This window comes from Mucilaginibacter sp. L196, assembly GCF_009765905.1.
In the GTDB taxonomy this organism is placed as follows: Bacteria; Bacteroidota; Bacteroidia; order Sphingobacteriales; family Sphingobacteriaceae; genus Mucilaginibacter.
This window is the reverse complement of record NZ_LMUO01000011.1, coordinates 570,125-587,879: the sequence shown is the minus strand read 5'-3', so window position 1 is coordinate 587,879 and position 17,755 is coordinate 570,125. Positions and strand designations below refer to the sequence as shown.

Sequence of the window (17,755 nt, the reverse complement as noted above, 5' to 3'; positions counted from 1 at the left end):
ATTAAGTTTAAAATTCTGTTCTGTAGCATTCGGTATAAATACCCGGCCAAATTGGTTTGAAAATCAATTTGCTCATATTTATCCCATAAGGTAATAAACAATTCTTGAACAATGTCCTTCGCCTCCTCGCGATCCTGAAGCTTGGCAAAAGCATGCCTATATAATATACCGGTATACCTGTTATAGATTTCTTTATACGCTCCGTGGTCACCGTCCCTCAGCAAGGATGCCAATTGTTGATCAGTTAAGGGATTGGACTTAAGCATAGTTTTGTAACAACAAAAATACTTAGATTTAATATAACTTTTACATTGGCTTATATTAAAATATAAACTGACCGAAGTATAAGGTACGTAGTTTGTCGGGATCAGTATATGCCGACATAAATATCCCATGAGTTTCAGCGGTGATGTGCAGCTATATATTACACCAAAATTCATACTTTTTATATTTCCACTCAACTGCATAAGGAAATATATTGTGATAAAATCATATAATGAATTGATAATTTTTCAAACTATAGGTTTAATAAACACCTGATATTTGTTAAGAACCAATTACAACTGAACGTATCATTAACGCCATAATGGCTTTTGACGGCAATTGCTCATTTATTAATTTTTAGTTCAGGACTAATTCCAAGTTAATAATTGCTTGGATTAAATACCGTTTGCGAAAGACCATTTCTAAACCTAATAAAACCGATGCTCAAAAGATTCTATGGTAAACTATTGTTAATAATTATCGTGTTAGTAGCTATCGCATTTAATCTTCATGCCCAGCTACGGTGCAAGATCCTGCATTATTCGACCGAAGATGGCTTGTCTCATGAGCGGGTTACTTCGATTTTAAAGGATAAGGAGGGCTTTATGTGGTTCGGTACCTGGGATGGTCTCAATCGTTTCGATGGGCACAATTTCATTGTTTACAAATCCTATATGGGTGACAGATCTGAGCTCAAAAATAACCGTATCGATCAAATGGTAGATGATAATTCGGGATACCTTTGGATAAAGGCCGACGATCAGCAAATTTATCGTTTTGACAAAATGACCGGGAAATTTGTGGCTGTTAGCAAAATTCTGAACGATAATAATAAGAATAATTATTCTTTTGGAAAGCTTGTATTGCATAAAGATGGCTCAATCTGGTTGATAACCAAAAACCAGGGGATTTTCACTATCGTTGGAAGCCATCAAGCCCACCCTGCGTTGCTGCATTTTGCTGCAGCACTTACCGGTGATTTCAGATTGCCAGCTGATAAAACCAATTTTGTTTATTGCGATCATTTAGGGCAAAATTGGGTTGGTACAGATGCAGGGATGATCCTCATCAGAAAAAAAGGATCATCATTTACAGCTACAAATGTGTTCAGCCAACGGTCTTCTTCCCCTATCGGTTTTATTTCTGCCACCGAGGACGCGAAACATGATCGCATACTCTTTGCTACTTCAAAAGGCTATTTGATAGCATTTAACGAGGTTTCTGCTAACTGTGTCAAGCAACAGTTGATAAGCGCCGGACAAATAAATGGAGTTTGTCTATCGCGCAAGCGACCGGTAATTTATTGTTCTACCTCACTTGGTACTTTACTCACTCTTAGTTTGAGTGATTGGCATCTCATTCAGACTGCTACTATTGATGCTGGCCCCATTTTGTCAGTTTACGAAGATCATAAAGGTTTGGTTTGGTTAGAACCGGAAGAATTAGGGGCCATCAAATTTGACCCGACAACTGGTGCCGTAAAACATTTTACGCAGCGAAATGACTCTAACTTTTCTAACGGTTCGGAGTATTACAATGTTTTTGAAGACGTTAAAGGGCGTTTATGGGTAAACATGAAAGGCTATGGTTTTGGTTATTACGATACCGAAACGGATAAAATCAATTACTTTCATAATTCTCCTGATATTAAAGAACATTATTTTTCGAATCTGGTAAACTGTCAATATTTCGATCCCGCTGGTATTTTATGGCTAAGTTCCGACGACCGCGGTTTAGATAAGGTAATTTTTGAAGAGAATGATTTTCATCAAAAAACCATTGTTCCGAATTCAATTATTAAATCGGAGAATGAAGTACGGGCTGTTTATGAGGATCATGAAAAACGATTATGGGTATCTACCAAACAAGGAAATCTATATATCACTAAAGACGGTAAACCTGTTAAAAATCTGTTTGATCAGGTGCCATCAGCTCCCAATATAGGGATTTATACTATTTTGGAAGATCATCTGGGGTGTATATGGCTTGGGACCAAATCCAACGGATTATATAGGGCTGATCCAGTGAATAACGAACGCTCACACTATAAAGTTACTCATTATCTGGCAGACAGAAATGCCAACCTTGGATTAGGAAGTAACGTTGTTTACAGTTTATTGGAAGATTATAAGGGCCGTATTTGGGTAGCTTCCTATGATAATGGCTTAACAATTATCAGCCGGCAAAAAGATGGATACGTTTTTTATAACGTAAAAAAATCTTTAAAAAATTACCCTAAAGGCCTTTATCATAAAATTAGAAACATTGCTTTTGACGCCAAGGGCAATTTGTGGATTGCTACAATAAATGGCTTACTGGTGGCGGATATTAACCACAACAATCCTGATGATTTAAATTTTAAAACTTACAATAAAATTCCGGGAGACAGCTCCAGCTTGGGAACCAATGATATACAATTTATTTTCCGCGATACAAAAAACACGATGTGGTTGGCAACATCAGGCGGCGGGCTTAGTATGGCTATAGGAAATTACCCGACTGATCAGCTCAAGTTTAGGACTTATACAATGAGAGATGGCCTTCCAAATGACTATATCCTTAATTGTAGTGAAGATTCTAAACACAACCTTTGGATGGCCACACAAAAGGGCATTTCCGAATTTGTTGCTGACCGGAGCCATTTTAAAAATTTCGACTCATATGATGGCTTGCCTAAAAACGGTTTTTCTGAGTCATCGTGCACGAGGCTTTCTAACGGACATTTGGTTTTTGGGGCTGTAAGTGGCTATGTATCTTTTAACCCCGATTCGATCATTGATCATAAAATTGAAGCGAACATGGCACTAACCGGATTTATGGTAAATAGTGAAAATTTCATCGCTGATGGCAGTTCTAATGCAACATTAACTTCCGACATCAATAAAACTAATAACATAACTCTTCAATATAATCAAAACCTAATAGAGATTGGCTACAGCATGCTCGACTATAGATCAAGTAATAAAAATGTCTACGCTTATCGGCTAAAGGGTTTTGATATGAATTGGACGATTGACAACAAAAACCTGCGCAGGGCTACTTATTCCCATTTACCACCCGGTAAATACCTGTTTGAAGTAAAGAGCCTTAATAATGAGCTGTATTTTCATGCCCCGGTTAAACGTTTGGCTATTACTATACTGCCGCCAGTATGGGATACATGGTGGGCTTATCTGATTTATGTTTGCATTGGATTACTTTTAATCAGACTGATCAGACGCAACGCCATTACCATGCTCAAATTAAAAGAACGCATTGCAGGTGAAAAGCAACTAACGGAATTAAAACTCAGTTTCTTTACAAATATCTCGCACGAATTGCGGACGCCGCTTACATTAATCCTGAATCCGATCGAGGACATTCTTCGTCGAGAAAAGCTTTCTTCCAAGGGTATAGCACATGCACAGGTAATCCAAAAGAATGCAAAGCGCATGGTCGGTTTTGTCAATCAACTGCTTGATTTAAGAAAACTACAGAATGGTAAAACAGTGTTAAATATTTCTGAAATAGAAATTGGAAGTTTTATAAACGATATAGCCTGCTGTTTCTCCGAAATTGCCATCGAAAAAAATATAAGCCTTAAAATTGTATCCAATCCAAAAAAGTTATTTGCCTGGATTGATGGCGAGAAATTGGAAATTGTAATTTACAATTTGCTGGCCAATGCTTTTAAATTTAGCGAACACGATACCCTTATAACAGTAACTATTGACCAGGATATAGCGAATCGCCGATTTAGTATTCGCGTCAGTGACGAGGGCCCAGGCGTGCCAGTGGCTAAGCTTAATGATATTTTTGAGCTTTATTATGAAGGAGGTGATGCGTTAACTGAAAACCCTATGAATGGTACTGGCATTGGGCTGGCGTTGGCTAAAGAGATTGTAGAATTGCATCTTGGTAGCATAAAAGCGGTCAATAATCCGCTTGCGGGGCTTACAATAGAGTTATGCCTTCACCTCGGTAAAGGTTATTTTAAAAATACAACTTCGAGTTTTGTAGAATATGCCAAAAGCGCAAAAAACGAAAATTGTTTATTTGAGGAAAAGATAGATGAACCTTCCTTCAATAATGTCATTCATGATTCGGACATCCCATTGATATTACTTGTAGAAGACAACTACGATCTGAGAAAATTCATGGCTGGACAACTAAGCGATTATTATCGCGTAGTGGAAGCTGATAATGGTCAAATTGGCTGGGATAAAGCCTTAAAGCTACAACCTGATTTGATTATCAGCGATATAATGATGCCGAAAATGGATGGCATTCAATTATTGGATAAACTGAAAAACGAGGCCGAGACCAGCCATATTCCCGTGGTGCTTTTGTCAGCAAAGTCGGCTATTGAAAGTCAAATCCAAGGATTGAGATATGGGGCCGATTATTATATCACAAAGCCTTTTAATAATGATTTGATACTGGCGTTGACAGGAAATTTACTAAAGCAACGCAAACATTTATTTGAGAAACTGATTGCTGGCAATTGCATAATGGATTTAAATCCGAGTCAAATCGTTATCACCTCAAAAGACGAAGAGTTCTTAAAGAAGATTATTAAAATTGTTGAAGATGGCATGATCGACACTGACTTTAATATAGAGTCAGTGGCTGAATCGATAGGGATGAGCCGATCCGCTTTTTATAGAAAAATTAAGGGTCTTACCAGTCTGACGCCTGTAGAATTTATCCGCGAAATGCGGCTGAAGAGAAGCCTCCAGTTTTTGGATGCCGGAGAAAATGATATTGCCCAAATTGCCTACTCCGTCGGCTTCAGTGATCCAAAATATTTTAGCAACTGCTTTAAAAAATATTATGAGATTTCTCCAAGCGAATACCTTAAGAGTAAAAAATTAACATTACAACAAAGCATCTGAAATAATTTTACTTAACTGAGCCTGTTGATCCAAGGCACTCGATAAATGGATAAGATACCGGATTTCTTTGATTTAGATTTAACGGTAAAAAAGAAGGGGGGACGTGTGAGTCGTCACCCCCCTTCAAACCAATATAACCTAATTAATTAACTTTATTTGGTGACTTTCACCTCGAAATTCATATAAGTTGATTTAGAGGCATTAGCCTGATTCATATAAGTAATCGTCAATGCACCATATCTACCGTCGACAGTTTTAAACCAGATCACATTACCGGCTACTAATGGGGCGTAAGTATCGGTGCGTAAACCGCCTGAAACAGCAGTAGTAACTACCGGCACTTGGTTAGTCGCGCCCGATTTCAGGTTAGTCAAAGCCCCCTGTTTGATAGCACCGCCCGAAGTCAGACTGGCAAAGGTCGGCGAGGTTCCCACTTTCAGTACGGTGGCGTTTTTTGTCCAGCTGCTGATATCATTAAATGCGATCTGTGACGGTGTTGGTGTTATCGTTAGCGCATAAATGCTGTGTCCGACAACACTGGTTGCTTTACCTTTTGTATAAGTTGAATCTGTCTTAAAGTAATAACCAAAATCGATCTTCGCGCTGTTGGTTGCGCCAGCGCTGGTATAGCTGAACGAAGAGTTGGCGCTGCTTGAATAGTAGCACAGGTTAGTCTTAGCCGTTGTATCAGGCACATACATCTGGCGGTTTGTGTAATAATAAAAATCGGGCGTAACGGTAACATTAATAACCTTACTTGAGCCCATGTAGATACCGTTGACGTCACGCACGATTACGTTGAAGTTATAGATACCGGCAATACTATCAGCAACAATTTTGTGTGTCATCGTAAAGGTGCGCCGATCGCCCGTTTTTACGGAGTCTTTAAAAGCATCTACAGTAGCGGTGTTGGCCGAAGGCAGGCTTTTGGCCAACTCTACAGTGGTCATCGGTTTAGGCGATTTGATCGTATACTGGAACTGGATACTGTCTTTCGGGTTAACGGTGACATCGTTAGTCAAAAATTTCGGTCCCGCTTTAATAAATGTAATGGTAACAATGTTCGCGTTAATAGGTTGCGTTGTTTTTGCACAGCCCGAAAGCATTACAGCAAATGCTGTTATAATGCCAACCAGGGTGATATATTTTCTCATTTTCTTGATTTTTAATACTTGTTTTCTAATCTGGTTCAACTTACTGTAATGGATCAAATGTGCCACCCGGCCAGCCCACGGTTTGCTGGATCACGCTGCTAGTTGCAATAAAGTTTTGCGGCAGCGGATAAAAGTAATAGGTGGTCGGGTAGTTGATTACCGGCGTTGTTGCAGGCTCGATACTCTGCGTGGTTGTAGAAAAAAACCGCTCATATTCAGCTTTATTGTTAACGTTGATCGTATCGCAAACACGGCCGCCTGAAGCATCATATACATCAATGTAAGTTCTGCCGGCAACTGCACCTGAGGTGGGTACAGCGCCTGCTACATATGGCAGATTTACATTCCATCGGAAAGCTAAGCGTTGTGTGCCGGTCAACTTATCAAATGTGCGCGTACGGCGTAGGTCATCAGTACGTTTACCTTCCATCGCAAATTCAATTTCGCGCTCGGTAAGCAAAAAGCTGGTCATCTGCGCCTGACTTGTAACCGCGTTTAGTCCATAATTGTTACTACCTGCGGCTATGCCTGCACGGGCGCGCAACAAGGCAACCAAACCCTTGCACTCTGCCAAGTTGCCAATAGCATTAGCACACTCTGCATAGTTGAGCAATACTTCGGCAAAACGCATTTCAATCCAGTCCATACCACTGCCGCCACCTGTGTTGGTATTATACAGTGCCGCTGCTATAGTAATTGAAGGGTTACAAATTTTGCGACAGTAGAAACCTGTAGCCGAAGGGCTTTTGGCATCATCCAGAAAGCTCTGATATGTCCATTCAAGGCGGTTGCTTGATCCGCTCAGGTTCCAGATGCAACCATTATATGCAATAGTAGCAGCAAAACGAGGGTCGCGATTTTGCCAGAATAATTCCGGGTTGTAACCAGAGTTCGGATCGGTAATAGGTAAACCGTTGGCCATCGGGAAGGCCTGTACCAGGTTCCACGTCGGCTGGTTGCTGCCGCCACCGTTTGATTGTGAATATGGGCGGGTAATATATTCGGTATTGGTACCGTGAGCAGGATTGAGTGACACCGCATCCAGTGTGCGCCAGATCATACGCTCTTTATTATTGGCAGTTTCATCCAGCCAGATATTAGCAAATGCCGGATATAAGGCATACCCATCTGCCTGGGCCTGAGTATAAGCTGCTTTATTAGCAGTATAAGCGGCCTGCCAGCGGGTAGCATCATTATTGGGGTTAAACTGAGGGCTGGCCCAGTATAACAAAGCTTTACCTTTCATAGCCATTGCCGCGGCCCTTGTAATACGGCCACCATCTGTTGATAAGTTCCAGGAAGCTGGCAACATCGCGGCAGCAGAATCAAGATCGGAAGCAATCTGCGCAAAACACACACTGCTCTTAGCACGCGGCACTTGAATATTATCCGTTGCCGGGTTTTGCGTAGTTAATACAATCGGCACTCCCCCGTACAGCTTCACCATTTGAAAATAGATGAAAGCCCGTAGGAAAAAGAACTGGCCTTTCAGCGTAGCTTTGTCTGCAGCTGCCATGGTGCCGGCATTAATGCCTTCGATAGCCAGATTGCAACGATAAATGCTGAAATACTGATCCGTTCCCAGCGCTGATTTGGTGTAAATTTCGGTCACTTCGTTGCCAGAGCCGGTCAGCGTTCCATAAAGGATAGACGCTGTTGTGTTGTTCAGTTCGTCACTCGTATTGTAGATGGAACCGGGCGTTGGCCAATTCGGCATTACCACATCATAAGTACCATTCAGGAACAAGTTGGCTGCAGTTGCGGTATTCCAGATGGTACCATCCACCGCGTTGAGGTCTTGTTTATCGAATATGTTCTTTTTACAGCCGGCAGCCCCTATCAACAAAGCAGTTATAATTAAAAGCGTCGCCGTTTTTTTTGATATTTTTTTCATTTTCTCTTCTTTAAAAATTACAATGTTGCGTTTAAACCGACAGAGATTGTCCTAAGTGTAGGATAATAGGTGATGCTACTTGTTCTTGAATCCTTATAATCGTATGGATCAATAAACTCCCAGGGGTTGAGGGCGCTAACAAGCACACGCAGTGAGGGTATTTTTAGCTTGTCCGAGATTGATTTTGGCATTGTGTAAGACAGTGTTGCGTTGTTAATGTAACCAGTTGTGCCATTACGTGCCCAAAAGGTTGACGTGCTACCGGCATCAGGCGCATCTGCCCTTGGATATTCTGCATTGGGGTTTGACGGAGTCCAATGATCTGCCCAAAATTCCGGGCCATTTATAGTGGTTGTCGGAGCTTTTACGTCCTGCCCGCCGATAAATACTTTACCTCCGAGTGTTAGGTGTCCGTTAACACTTAAAGAAACTTGTTTGTAACTAACGTTGAACGTAAAACCAGTTGACAGCCATGGATTGGTATTTTTATACATTTGGGTAATATCATCAGCATTGATCTTCCCATCATGGTTTACGTCTTCAAAGTTCATGAAACCGAGCTGTGGCTTTTGACCTTCGATTGTATAGTTCGGGTTTGCTTTCAGAATAGCATTTAACTGTGCCTGGGTTCTGATAATACCGGTAGCAATTAAACCATAAGGGCCGTTGGTACTGTTCTTCTCGCCGGTAGTAATTAGCTGGTTCTGTGTAAATTCACCAAGCGTAAGCGGGTTGTAATATTGGAGAATATTTTCGCCGTTAGCCCAACCGAAAACCATGCTTACGCCATAACGCCAGTTTTTGTTGATGTTGTCGTTCCAACCTACACTGAAGTCTTCGCCCCAGGAGTTAGCAGATGCATAGTTGATAATTCCGCTGGCAACACCAAGCGTGGCGGGGTAACCCAGCGTAGAAATATCCACGAACCCGTCGTATACGTGTTTGCTGTAACGATCGACCGTTACCGTTAAGCGGTTATTAAGAAATGTTGCGTCGATACCTAAATTTTGGGTACGGCTATGTTCCCAGGTAAGATCGGTGTTAGGTAAAATACCGTTGGTCAATCCATTCACTACTGAACTGCCAAAAAGCATAGTACCGGAGTATGGCGTAAAATGCGAAGCGTATTGATAAGGAGTAACCCTGTCATCGCCTACCAAACCTTCGTTAAAGCGCACTTTTAATGAGTTAACAAATTTTGAAAGGAAGCTATTTTTAAAGAAATCCTCCTCACTGATACGCCAGCCTACTGCCACCGACGGAAAGAGCCCCCAGCGCTTATCGGGCGGAAAGTTTGATGAGCCATCTTCACGAGCGATGAATTCCATCAGATATTTGCTTTCATAGTCATAGTTGGCCCTAACAAGATAAGAGCGTTTACCAGTTTCGGATGGTGCAGTTGTTTGCAATGTGGTGGTACCGGAATTATATGCAAAGAACTGATCAACGCCCGGAATTTGCTGCCCGGTACGATAGAATTGAATCTGGTCAGCATTTGCCTCTGTCTGCTCGGTCACATACAATACGTCGAAATTATTTTTGCCGATGCTGCGTGCATAATCAAGCGAACCAATCAGCTCATAAGTGTTGTTGTAGCCGTAACTTTCGAGGATTTGATCGCTGTTTGAAATAGTTTTAGTTGTATAGGTGTTGCCATACAATAAACCATTCTGGCCGGAAGCGCTAAATTGAGCAACGGTATACGATGGATAATAATTTTTTGCATTAGTGGAATAGTTGGTTTTACCATACTGAACCTTGGCTGTTAAACCTCTAACAAAATGCGGCCGCCATTCCAGGTAACTATTTAGGTTAAGCGTTTGGCTGGCAGGTTCGCTATAGCTACCGGAGTTTAAATAAGAAACAGGATTCCAAAAACCTGGCCCGGAGGTGGTAAAGCCATTAGGCCTCCCGTTTATGTATAGCGGTATCCAGCCTGGTGTAGTGACCATTGAAAGTATCATGTAATTTTCAGTATCCGATGACTCAGCTTTTGCACCATTATCGTAGCTTGTAGCATAGCCGCCATTAACGCTCACATAAGCAGTGATGTCATCAGTAAGGTGCGCAGTCACATCCGAGCGGATATTCCACTTGGTAACTGAAATGTCGCCAAAATTACCACCCTCATTATAATAGCTGCCGCCTGCAAAAAAGATAATCTTATCTGAACCACCGCTCAGGTTGAGGGTGTGTCGCTGCATGTCAGCCGGATGCCAAAGCTGGTCAAAGATGCTTTTTTGAGGATGGGTCGCAATATAGCTTAAGTCAGCTGATGAGAATCTTGAGGTAGCCGGGGCATTGTTAAGTGCATAATCATCATTGAGATATTGCGCCAGTTGCAGGGCAGTCATCATTTTAGGCTCCTCGGTAGCTGTAGCAGTACCGTAATACCCGGTATATGAAATTTGTGGCTTGCCAGGCCTACCGCGTTTGGTAGTAACCAGCACAACGCCCTTATCACCCGCAGCACCGTAAATAGCAGCCTGAGAATCTTTCAAAAATGAAACAGTTTCTACAAGGCTGGCGTCCAGATTGTCAAAATCGCTTTTCTGCGCAATTATACCATCGATAACATACAACGGATCTGAGGTGATGCCAAGACCGGAACCGAAAACCGTAGGGCTGCGAATACTCAGTGTAGAGCTAGCCCCTGGTTTACCGGAAGCAACGCTTACACCTACTCCCGCTACGCGGTCTTGTAGGGATTGACCGAAATTGGCTACAGAAATATCCTGCACATCCTGGGCTTTGATCTCTGTTACAGCACCTAACAATTTACTTTTGAGGGTAGTACCATAACCAGTTACCACCACCTCGCTCAAATCTTTGTTAGAAGACGCCAGTACGAAGTTGGCATTGTTCTGGCCTGGTTTCAGCGTAATTTCCGCGTATTTGTACCCAATGAAATGAGCACCGATAGTTACGCTTTCGTTGTTAGCCGTTTTAATAGCGTAATTACCATCCTTACCAGAGGTTGCGGAGGCATTGCTGCCTTTAATAGTAATGGTCACTCCGGGCAATGTTTCTTTGCTGGCACTGTCTATCACTGCACCTGTTATCACCCTTCGTTGGGCGAAAACACCAGTACTGAGTAGCAGGAGCAGAAAAATTAATAAGTAGTTTTTTCTCATAATCTCGGGTTTTAGTTTCTGAAATAAATAATTATTGGTTTTTAATTTGTTAGTATTAGTAATTGGTCTCGAGGGAAATAAATGACGGCACCTCCCAGTCTGTAATCGATTGTCGGTATAAGCAAACTTAGTGGCTTGGGGAAATAAAAAGGGGTAAAAATAGACCAGAAAGGTGTAAATTTTGGATAAAAAGAATATTATAAAAACATTTAAAATACTATTTTTCAAATACTTAAAAAAGAACAACATCATTTTTAAGTCTCAAACTATAGCTTTGACTGAGTCTGGTAAAAACGTGAAGATTATACAAACGGGCCGTTTGACTGATTTCAATGGGTTTGCCAGACCTTGACACTTTGCCCGGCTAAATACAGGCATAAATGATTGCAATGAGTAATTCCGTGAGTCAAGAAGTTTCAGCTTAAAAAATATATTGATAACCGACTGGTTGAGACTAAAATTAGTTTCCCGCCTGGATGTACAGGACTGGGTATTCTGGGAGATTTGAACAGTCTATTCCGTGCGCTTTAGAACAAATAGTTGTGTTGACTATCCGGATAATTAATCTGCATCAAAAAATGGTTAGTAATTCGGTGCGTAGTACATCAACAACCATATAAAGCATTGTAACCTGTTGGTAATTAATTGTGTTGACTCCCTTACGGGCTACGAAAAACAATACCAAAAAGTACTAAAAAACCTGCAAATCCAAAAAGTTTACGGGTTCTTATAGGCATCAAAACACCATATTATGCACTAAAACGCAATAAAAATGAGCAAAATCCGGTGCGTATCTAAATGGGAAAAACCATACACCGAATTACTCTCCGAAGTATTCTGCAGAATTATTTTCAGTTTCATGTAGCCTGACTGAGTGCAGAAAAACACCTTTATTGATTTCTATCGAGGCTTTTAACTGGTTAAAGATCTCCATACAAAGCAGTTCTGTCGTAGCCATTTTTCCTTTCATAAAATCGACATCCAGGTTCAGGTTCTTATGGTCGAGTTTTTCAATCACATGATCATGTATAATCACCTTAAGCTGTTTCAGATCGATCAGGTAGCCAGTTGCATAGCTAACTTCGCCCTTAACGGTTACAAAAAGGCTGTAGTTATGGCCATGCCAGTTCGGGTTGGAGCATTTACCAAATATTTCTTCATTCTTCTCTGCGCTCCATTCTTCCCGGTACATTCTATGTGCGGCATTGAAAGTTTCTCTGCGCGTAACATGTATTATCATTTAATCTTAAGCAGATTTTTAAGTTCATCGATAGATGAAAACTAAGGTTAAAAACTATGGCAAGGACACTATAACCATATTTAAAATAAGAAAGCGGGCGATATTGCCCGCTTTCTTATGATTAAATCACTTCTGCTGTACTAATTTGCTCGCGTGCCTCTTTGGCGGCAGCAACCATATTTATTAGGGCAGCTTTCGTTTCCGGCCATTTGCGTGTCTTCAAACCACAGTCTGGATTCACCCATAAGTGGCGTGCCGGCAGCAAATCCGCCGCTTTAGCTAAAAGAGATGCCATTTCTTCGGTACCCGGTACACGTGGAGAGTGGATGTCATATACACCAGGGCCGATCTCGTTCGGATATTCAAAGTGGGCAAACGCCTGTAACAACTCCATTTGCGACCGTGAGGTCTCAATAGTAATCACATCTGCATCCATAGCCGCGATGTGTTCAATAATATCGTTGAATTCGCTGTAACACATGTGGGTATGAATTTGTGTCTTATCCTGAACGCCACTGGCGGTAATTCTGAATGCGCCAACTGCCCAGTCCAGATAATGCGGGCGCTTAGCTTTCCGTAAAGGCAATCCCTCACGTATAGCAGCCTCGTCAATTTGAATAATACCGATACCTGCCTGCTCCAGCGCAACAACTTCATCGCGGATCGCAAAAGCGATCTGATTGGTAGTCACCTCGCGCGGCTGATCATCACGCACAAACGACCATTGCAAAATAGTTACCGGGCCGGTTAACATCCCTTTCATTGGCTTATCGGTTTGCGCAGCAGCAAACTTGCTCCAACGTACAGTCATGTCTTTGGGGCGGCTTACATCACCATAAATAACCGGCGGTTTCACACAGCGGCTGCCATAGCTTTGTACCCAGCCATTTTTTGTGAAAAGGAATCCGTCGAGCTGTTCGCCGAAATATTCAACCATGTCATTACGCTCAAATTCGCCGTGTACCAATACATCAAGCCCTATCTCTTCCTGCCAGCGAATCGCATCGATGGTGGCCAGCTCAATAGCGTTTTCGTATTGCACAACGTTTAGTTCGCCTTTTTTGAATTTGGCGCGTAACTGGCGAATATCATCCGTTTGCGGGAATGAACCGATAGTAGTTGTTGGGAATGCAGGAAGGTTGAAGCGCTCGTGCTGTAATTGCTGGCGTACCGGGAAAGCACTTGTACGGGCTGCATCGGCTTCAGTAATGGCTGCAACACGGTTTTTCACGGCCTGCTTATGCACTTTCTCTGATGACCGCCTGGCTTCAATAGCTTTTTTATTAGCTTGCAGCAAACCATTGTTTCCTTCGGCTATCTGCTTAATTTCATTTACTTCATTTAATTTTTGTTTGGCAAATGCCATCCAGTTTTTAATTTCCGGATCAATAGCAGTTTCCAGATCAAGATCGATCGGGCTATGTAGCAATGAGCAAGACGGAGCAACAAGCACTCTGTCAGTACCCAATTTTTCAACGGCTTTTTTAATCAGATTTAATGATTTTTCATAATCATTCTTCCAAACGTTACGTCCATCAACTACCCCCAGGGAAAGCTGAAGACCTTCAGGGATAAGCGCAAGTACTTCATCCAACTGTTCCGGAGCGCGAACCAGGTCAATATGCAATGCATTTACCGGAAGGCTTACCGCCAATTGTGTATTATCCAACAATGCATCAAAATATGTAGCCACTAATAGTTTAACACCGCTCACCCGGTTGGCTATGCTGCGATAAGCAAATTCAAATGCTTCTTTCTCTTTTTTCGAAAGATCAAGCGCCAGGCAAGGTTCGTCTAATTGAATCCATTCAGAACCCAATTGTTTCAGGCGGTTAATAATATCAACATAAACAGGTACCAGTTTTTTGATCAGGTCGATACGTTCAAAGCCCTGTTCTTTTTCTTTACCCAATAGCAAATAACTTACCGGCCCAACCAGCACTGGCTTGGCTTTCTGTCCCAGCTGTTGTTTGGCACTATTGTATTCACCGAACACATTTTCATTGAAAATATGGAACTCTTGATTGGCAGTAAATTCCGGTACGATATAATGGTAATTGGTGTCCAGCCATTTGGTCATTTCCATTGCTGTAATGTCAAGCCCATCTTTCTGATAGCCACGAGCCATCGCGAAATAAAGGTCAATTTCGCCATTAGCTTTCACTTCTGACAGTACTGATGAGTATCGTTGCGGGATGACACCGAGCATCAAACTCGTGTCCAGTACCTGGTCATAAAAGCTAAAATCGTTACACGGTATAAGGTCAATACCGGCATCCAGTTGGGTTTGCCAGTTCTCTGCCTTGATCTTACGGGCAACCTCTTTCAATTCTCTCAGGTCGATTTTGCCCGCCCAATATTGTTCGCAGGCTTTTTTAAGTTGTCTTTGGCTACCGATTCGCGGGTAACCCAGGTTTTGCGTTAGCATTTCTTTAAAAGATTTAATTAGAAAAATGTTAAAAAATGTTTTTGACAAACTTTGCAACGCTTCACGAAAAAAGGGTATACTGTGGTATCCAGCCAGGCAGATTGCCAGCCGATATAATAAACCATCAGATAAGACCATTTGCTTTATTTCGCGAAAGCATTGTCCTTCCAGAACAGGCAGGTCTCCTGACTTATAACATTTCAGCCGTCCTTCCCAAGCGCCTTTGGCGTTCAGTGGACATACTGGCTAAAACTTTTTTGTTATTTACAGTTGCGCGACAGTCCGTGATTTTCACACGGTTCCCTTTTAATTCCGATCTCTCGAAAACCTTTTCAAGTTGATAAAGTAAAGAAAAGAACTTTTGTTCGGAATACAACCCAACAATGGGATTATATTCCGAACAAATCTACCAAGAAAGATTTAATCACTTAATTAATGATATAAATTCAGCATAAAAATCTAACTTCGTTCTATATTAAAGAATATAATACTTTTCACATACTATAATCATTATAATAATAGAAAAATATTCTATGGAAGAATTGGATGATACAGATATTCAGCTGCTAAAGTTATTGGGGGAAGATTCCGGGGTAACCATTAAAGAATTAGCAGCCAAGGTAAATCTCTCTTCGTCACCGGTTTTTGAAAGGGTGAAAAGATTAAAGACAAACGGATACATCAAAAAATATATCGCATTGATTGATGCCGAAAAACTCAATTATGGATTAATTGTTTTTTGTAATATCAAGCTTAAGCAGCATGATAAAAGCATCGGCCATGACTTTGTTGCCGACATCCTGCAGCTGAGAGAAGTTGTTGAATGTTATAATATTTCCGGGGATTTCGATTTTCTTCTGAAAGTTTATGCGAAAGACATGAAACACTACCAGGATTTTGTGTTTAACAAATTGGGATCGGTAACAAGTATTGGAAGCACGCATAGTACATTTGTAATGTGCGAGAATAAAAACTCATATAATATTAACTTTTAGCCAATTAATCCGAAACTTCCAACGATACTTTTCACAAGATCGGAACAGATCTGGTCTCTTCATCGATGGCTACTAAAGTAAAAGCACCGCTTACTACTTTTTCCCTGAATTCTTCTCTCATTTTTTCTAAAAAATATCCACTTGTATTTCTATACCGGGGTTGCCCAATGCGTTCAACCCGTCCTACCAATTCAACCAGGGTGCCCTCGTCGCATGGTTTAAGTGAACACAAATAATTAATGCAATCGATTGCAATTTGTTTATATTTGTTGTACCAATTAATTACCGAACCATAAAAAGCCAATGAAAACTATTATCAAATCCAACCTAAAACTAATTATGCTGGCAGGAACCGCTTTGTTCTATATTAACCAGACTTCAGCTCAACAAAAAAAGGAGAAAATAAAATATCTCTCCGAACCTTTGATTAAAAATATTTACACCGCTGATCCTTCGGCTCACGTCTTTAATGGTAAAATATATATTTATCCTTCGCACGATATTGATGCAGGCATTCCTGAGAATGACAATGGCGACCATTTCGCAATGCACGATTATCATATTTTATCATTGGATCATATCGGCGGCCCGGTTACCGATCATGGTGTCGCGCTGGATATTAAAGATATTCCATGGGGAGGCCGCCAGCTTTGGGCACCCGATGCCGCTTATAAAAACGGCACTTATTACTTATACTTCCCACTAAAGAATAAACAGGATGTATTCCAGATCGGTGTGGCTACTTCCAAATATCCTGCAGGCCCATTCAAGGCGCAACCACATCCTATTCCTGGTAGCTTTAGTATTGATCCGGCAGTTTTTGTAGATGCTGACGGCACCGCGTATATGTATTTTGGCGGAATATGGGGAGGGCAGTTACAACGGTGGAAAGATGGAAAATATGATCCTAATGGTTCTAAAACAGATCTGCAAGATGATAATGCACCTTCGCTAAATTGTAAAGTGGTTAAACTAAAAAACAACATGCTTGAATTTGACGGATCTGTTCACGACGCGCTTATTGTAGATAGTGCCGGGCATCCACTCCTGACAAAAGATCATGATCGCCGTTTTTTTGAAGGCTCATGGATGCATAAATACAATGGAAAATATTATTTTACTTATTCTACCGGAGACACGCATTTCCTTGCATATGCTATAGGAAAAAGCCCCGAAGGCCCCTTTACCTATGCCGGGCACTTTATGTTACCTGTTCAGGGTTGGACAACCCATCATTCTATTATAAAATTTAAAGGCAAATGGTATATCTTTTATCATGATACAGAACTTTCGGGCAGAACAAGCTTAAGAAATGTTAAGATGACCAGACTATGCCATAACCCGGATGGGACAATCCGCATGATTAACACTTTTACAGTACAAAAATAGCGGCCGGGGTAGATTTTTATAAAACTTATCTCAAATCAATACGGCAATATGTAGCACACCTCATCAAATTGTGGATACATTCCACACTTCTAAAATAAGTTAAAAAATACATTCATTTGATTTTCAGCACAATACAAATAAATTCCTTTCTGGCACAGTTGTGTATTAACACTTATCAAATTAAAACAAACATAATTATGAAAAAGTTAATAGCAATGGTTGCTTTAGCAGCAATCTCTTTCGGAAGTGCTTATGCGTATGCTGGTAGTAGAGTTGAAAAAATGCAAACTGATACTACTAAAAAATCAAAAGCAGACACTGCAAAGAAAAAACCACCGGTTATGAAACTTAAAAAATAAGCTTTCAACCTAACAAAAAGCTGT

The 17,755-nt window shown here is 41.1% G+C and carries 10 protein-coding genes, 1 pseudogene and 1 riboswitch; of the genes and pseudogenes, 5 read left to right on the top strand and 6 right to left on the bottom strand.

Features of this window, described 5'->3' with window-relative positions; all coding sequences use genetic code 11:
* Window positions 1–266, bottom strand: a 266-nt coding sequence (locus tag GSQ74_RS09990) for an RNA polymerase sigma factor (protein ID WP_305777730.1), incomplete at its 3' end; no start/stop codon positions are given.
* Window positions 267–704: 438 nt separating this feature from the next.
* On the opposite strand from GSQ74_RS09990, the pseudogene GSQ74_RS22975 reads away from it, so the two are divergent.
* A pseudogene (locus GSQ74_RS22975) lies at window positions 705–881 on the top strand (two-component regulator propeller domain-containing protein); the annotation flags it as partial.
* A 183-nt stretch (window positions 882–1,064) separates the two neighbouring features.
* A complete protein-coding gene (locus tag GSQ74_RS09985) occupies window positions 1,065–5,138 on the top strand; it encodes a two-component regulator propeller domain-containing protein (protein ID WP_254060850.1) in 4,074 nt (1,357 codons plus the stop codon).
* A gap of 152 nt (window positions 5,139–5,290) precedes the next feature.
* On the opposite strand, the gene GSQ74_RS09980 is transcribed toward GSQ74_RS09985, so the two are convergent.
* The 5 genes from GSQ74_RS09980 to metE form a co-directional block, all read right to left on the bottom strand.
* Window positions 5,291–6,292: a hypothetical protein gene (locus GSQ74_RS09980; protein WP_158992717.1), complete on the bottom strand. Its 1,002-nt coding sequence runs from the start codon at window positions 6,290–6,292 to the stop codon at window positions 5,291–5,293.
* Between the two features lie 40 nt (window positions 6,293–6,332).
* Window positions 6,333–8,186 (bottom strand): RagB/SusD family nutrient uptake outer membrane protein, encoded by a 1,854-nt coding sequence (locus tag GSQ74_RS09975; RefSeq protein WP_158992715.1) that lies wholly within the window; start codon window positions 8,184–8,186, stop codon window positions 6,333–6,335.
* Window positions 8,187–8,203: 17 nt separating this feature from the next.
* On the bottom strand, window positions 8,204–11,320 hold the full coding sequence (locus tag GSQ74_RS09970; protein WP_158992713.1) for a SusC/RagA family TonB-linked outer membrane protein: 3,117 nt from the start codon (window positions 11,318–11,320) through the stop codon (window positions 8,204–8,206).
* 820 nt (window positions 11,321–12,140) lie between these two features.
* Window positions 12,141–12,557, bottom strand: a complete 417-nt coding sequence (locus GSQ74_RS09965) for a 6-carboxytetrahydropterin synthase (protein WP_158992775.1) — start codon at window positions 12,555–12,557, stop codon at window positions 12,141–12,143.
* Window positions 12,558–12,681: 124 nt separating this feature from the next.
* Window positions 12,682–14,988 carry a 5-methyltetrahydropteroyltriglutamate--homocysteine S-methyltransferase gene (metE, locus tag GSQ74_RS09960; RefSeq protein ID WP_158992711.1) on the bottom strand — a complete coding sequence of 769 codons (2,307 nt, stop codon included), beginning with the start codon at window positions 14,986–14,988 and terminating at the stop codon, window positions 12,682–12,684.
* 157 nt (window positions 14,989–15,145) lie between these two features.
* Window positions 15,146–15,335, bottom strand: a riboswitch (cobalamin riboswitch).
* 186 nt (window positions 15,336–15,521) lie between these two features.
* Here metE and GSQ74_RS09955 point away from each other — a divergent pair.
* From GSQ74_RS09955 to GSQ74_RS09945, 3 genes are all read left to right on the top strand, one after another.
* Window positions 15,522–15,983 carry an Lrp/AsnC family transcriptional regulator gene (locus tag GSQ74_RS09955; protein ID WP_158992709.1) on the top strand — a complete coding sequence of 154 codons (462 nt, stop codon included), beginning with the start codon at window positions 15,522–15,524 and terminating at the stop codon, window positions 15,981–15,983.
* Between the two features lie 303 nt (window positions 15,984–16,286).
* Window positions 16,287–17,372: a glycoside hydrolase family 43 protein gene (locus tag GSQ74_RS09950; RefSeq protein ID WP_254060849.1), complete on the top strand. Its 1,086-nt coding sequence runs from the start codon at window positions 16,287–16,289 to the stop codon at window positions 17,370–17,372.
* Window positions 17,373–17,569: 197 nt separating this feature from the next.
* The gene (locus GSQ74_RS09945; RefSeq protein ID WP_158992707.1) at window positions 17,570–17,731 is read left to right on the top strand and encodes a hypothetical protein; all 162 of its coding nucleotides are present in this window, start codon (window positions 17,570–17,572) and stop codon (window positions 17,729–17,731) included.
* Window positions 17,732–17,755: the final 24 nt, after the last annotated feature.

What these genes read in the sequence shown, in the direction of transcription:
- GSQ74_RS09945 (WP_158992707.1), top strand. Translation starts at nt 17,570, where the DNA reads ATGAAAAAGTTAATAGCAATGGTTGCTTTAGCAGCAATCTCTTTCGGA.
- GSQ74_RS09980 (WP_158992717.1), bottom strand. Translation starts at nt 6,292, where the DNA reads ATGAGAAAATATATCACCCTGGTTGGCATTATAACAGCATTTGCTGTA.
- GSQ74_RS09955 (WP_158992709.1), top strand. Translation starts at nt 15,522, where the DNA reads ATGGAAGAATTGGATGATACAGATATTCAGCTGCTAAAGTTATTGGGG.
- GSQ74_RS09950 (WP_254060849.1), top strand. Translation starts at nt 16,287, where the DNA reads ATGAAAACTATTATCAAATCCAACCTAAAACTAATTATGCTGGCAGGA.
- metE (WP_158992711.1), bottom strand. Translation starts at nt 14,988, where the DNA reads ATGCTAACGCAAAACCTGGGTTACCCGCGAATCGGTAGCCAAAGACAA.
- GSQ74_RS09970 (WP_158992713.1), bottom strand. Translation starts at nt 11,320, where the DNA reads ATGAGAAAAAACTACTTATTAATTTTTCTGCTCCTGCTACTCAGTACT.
- GSQ74_RS09975 (WP_158992715.1), bottom strand. Translation starts at nt 8,186, where the DNA reads ATGAAAAAAATATCAAAAAAAACGGCGACGCTTTTAATTATAACTGCT.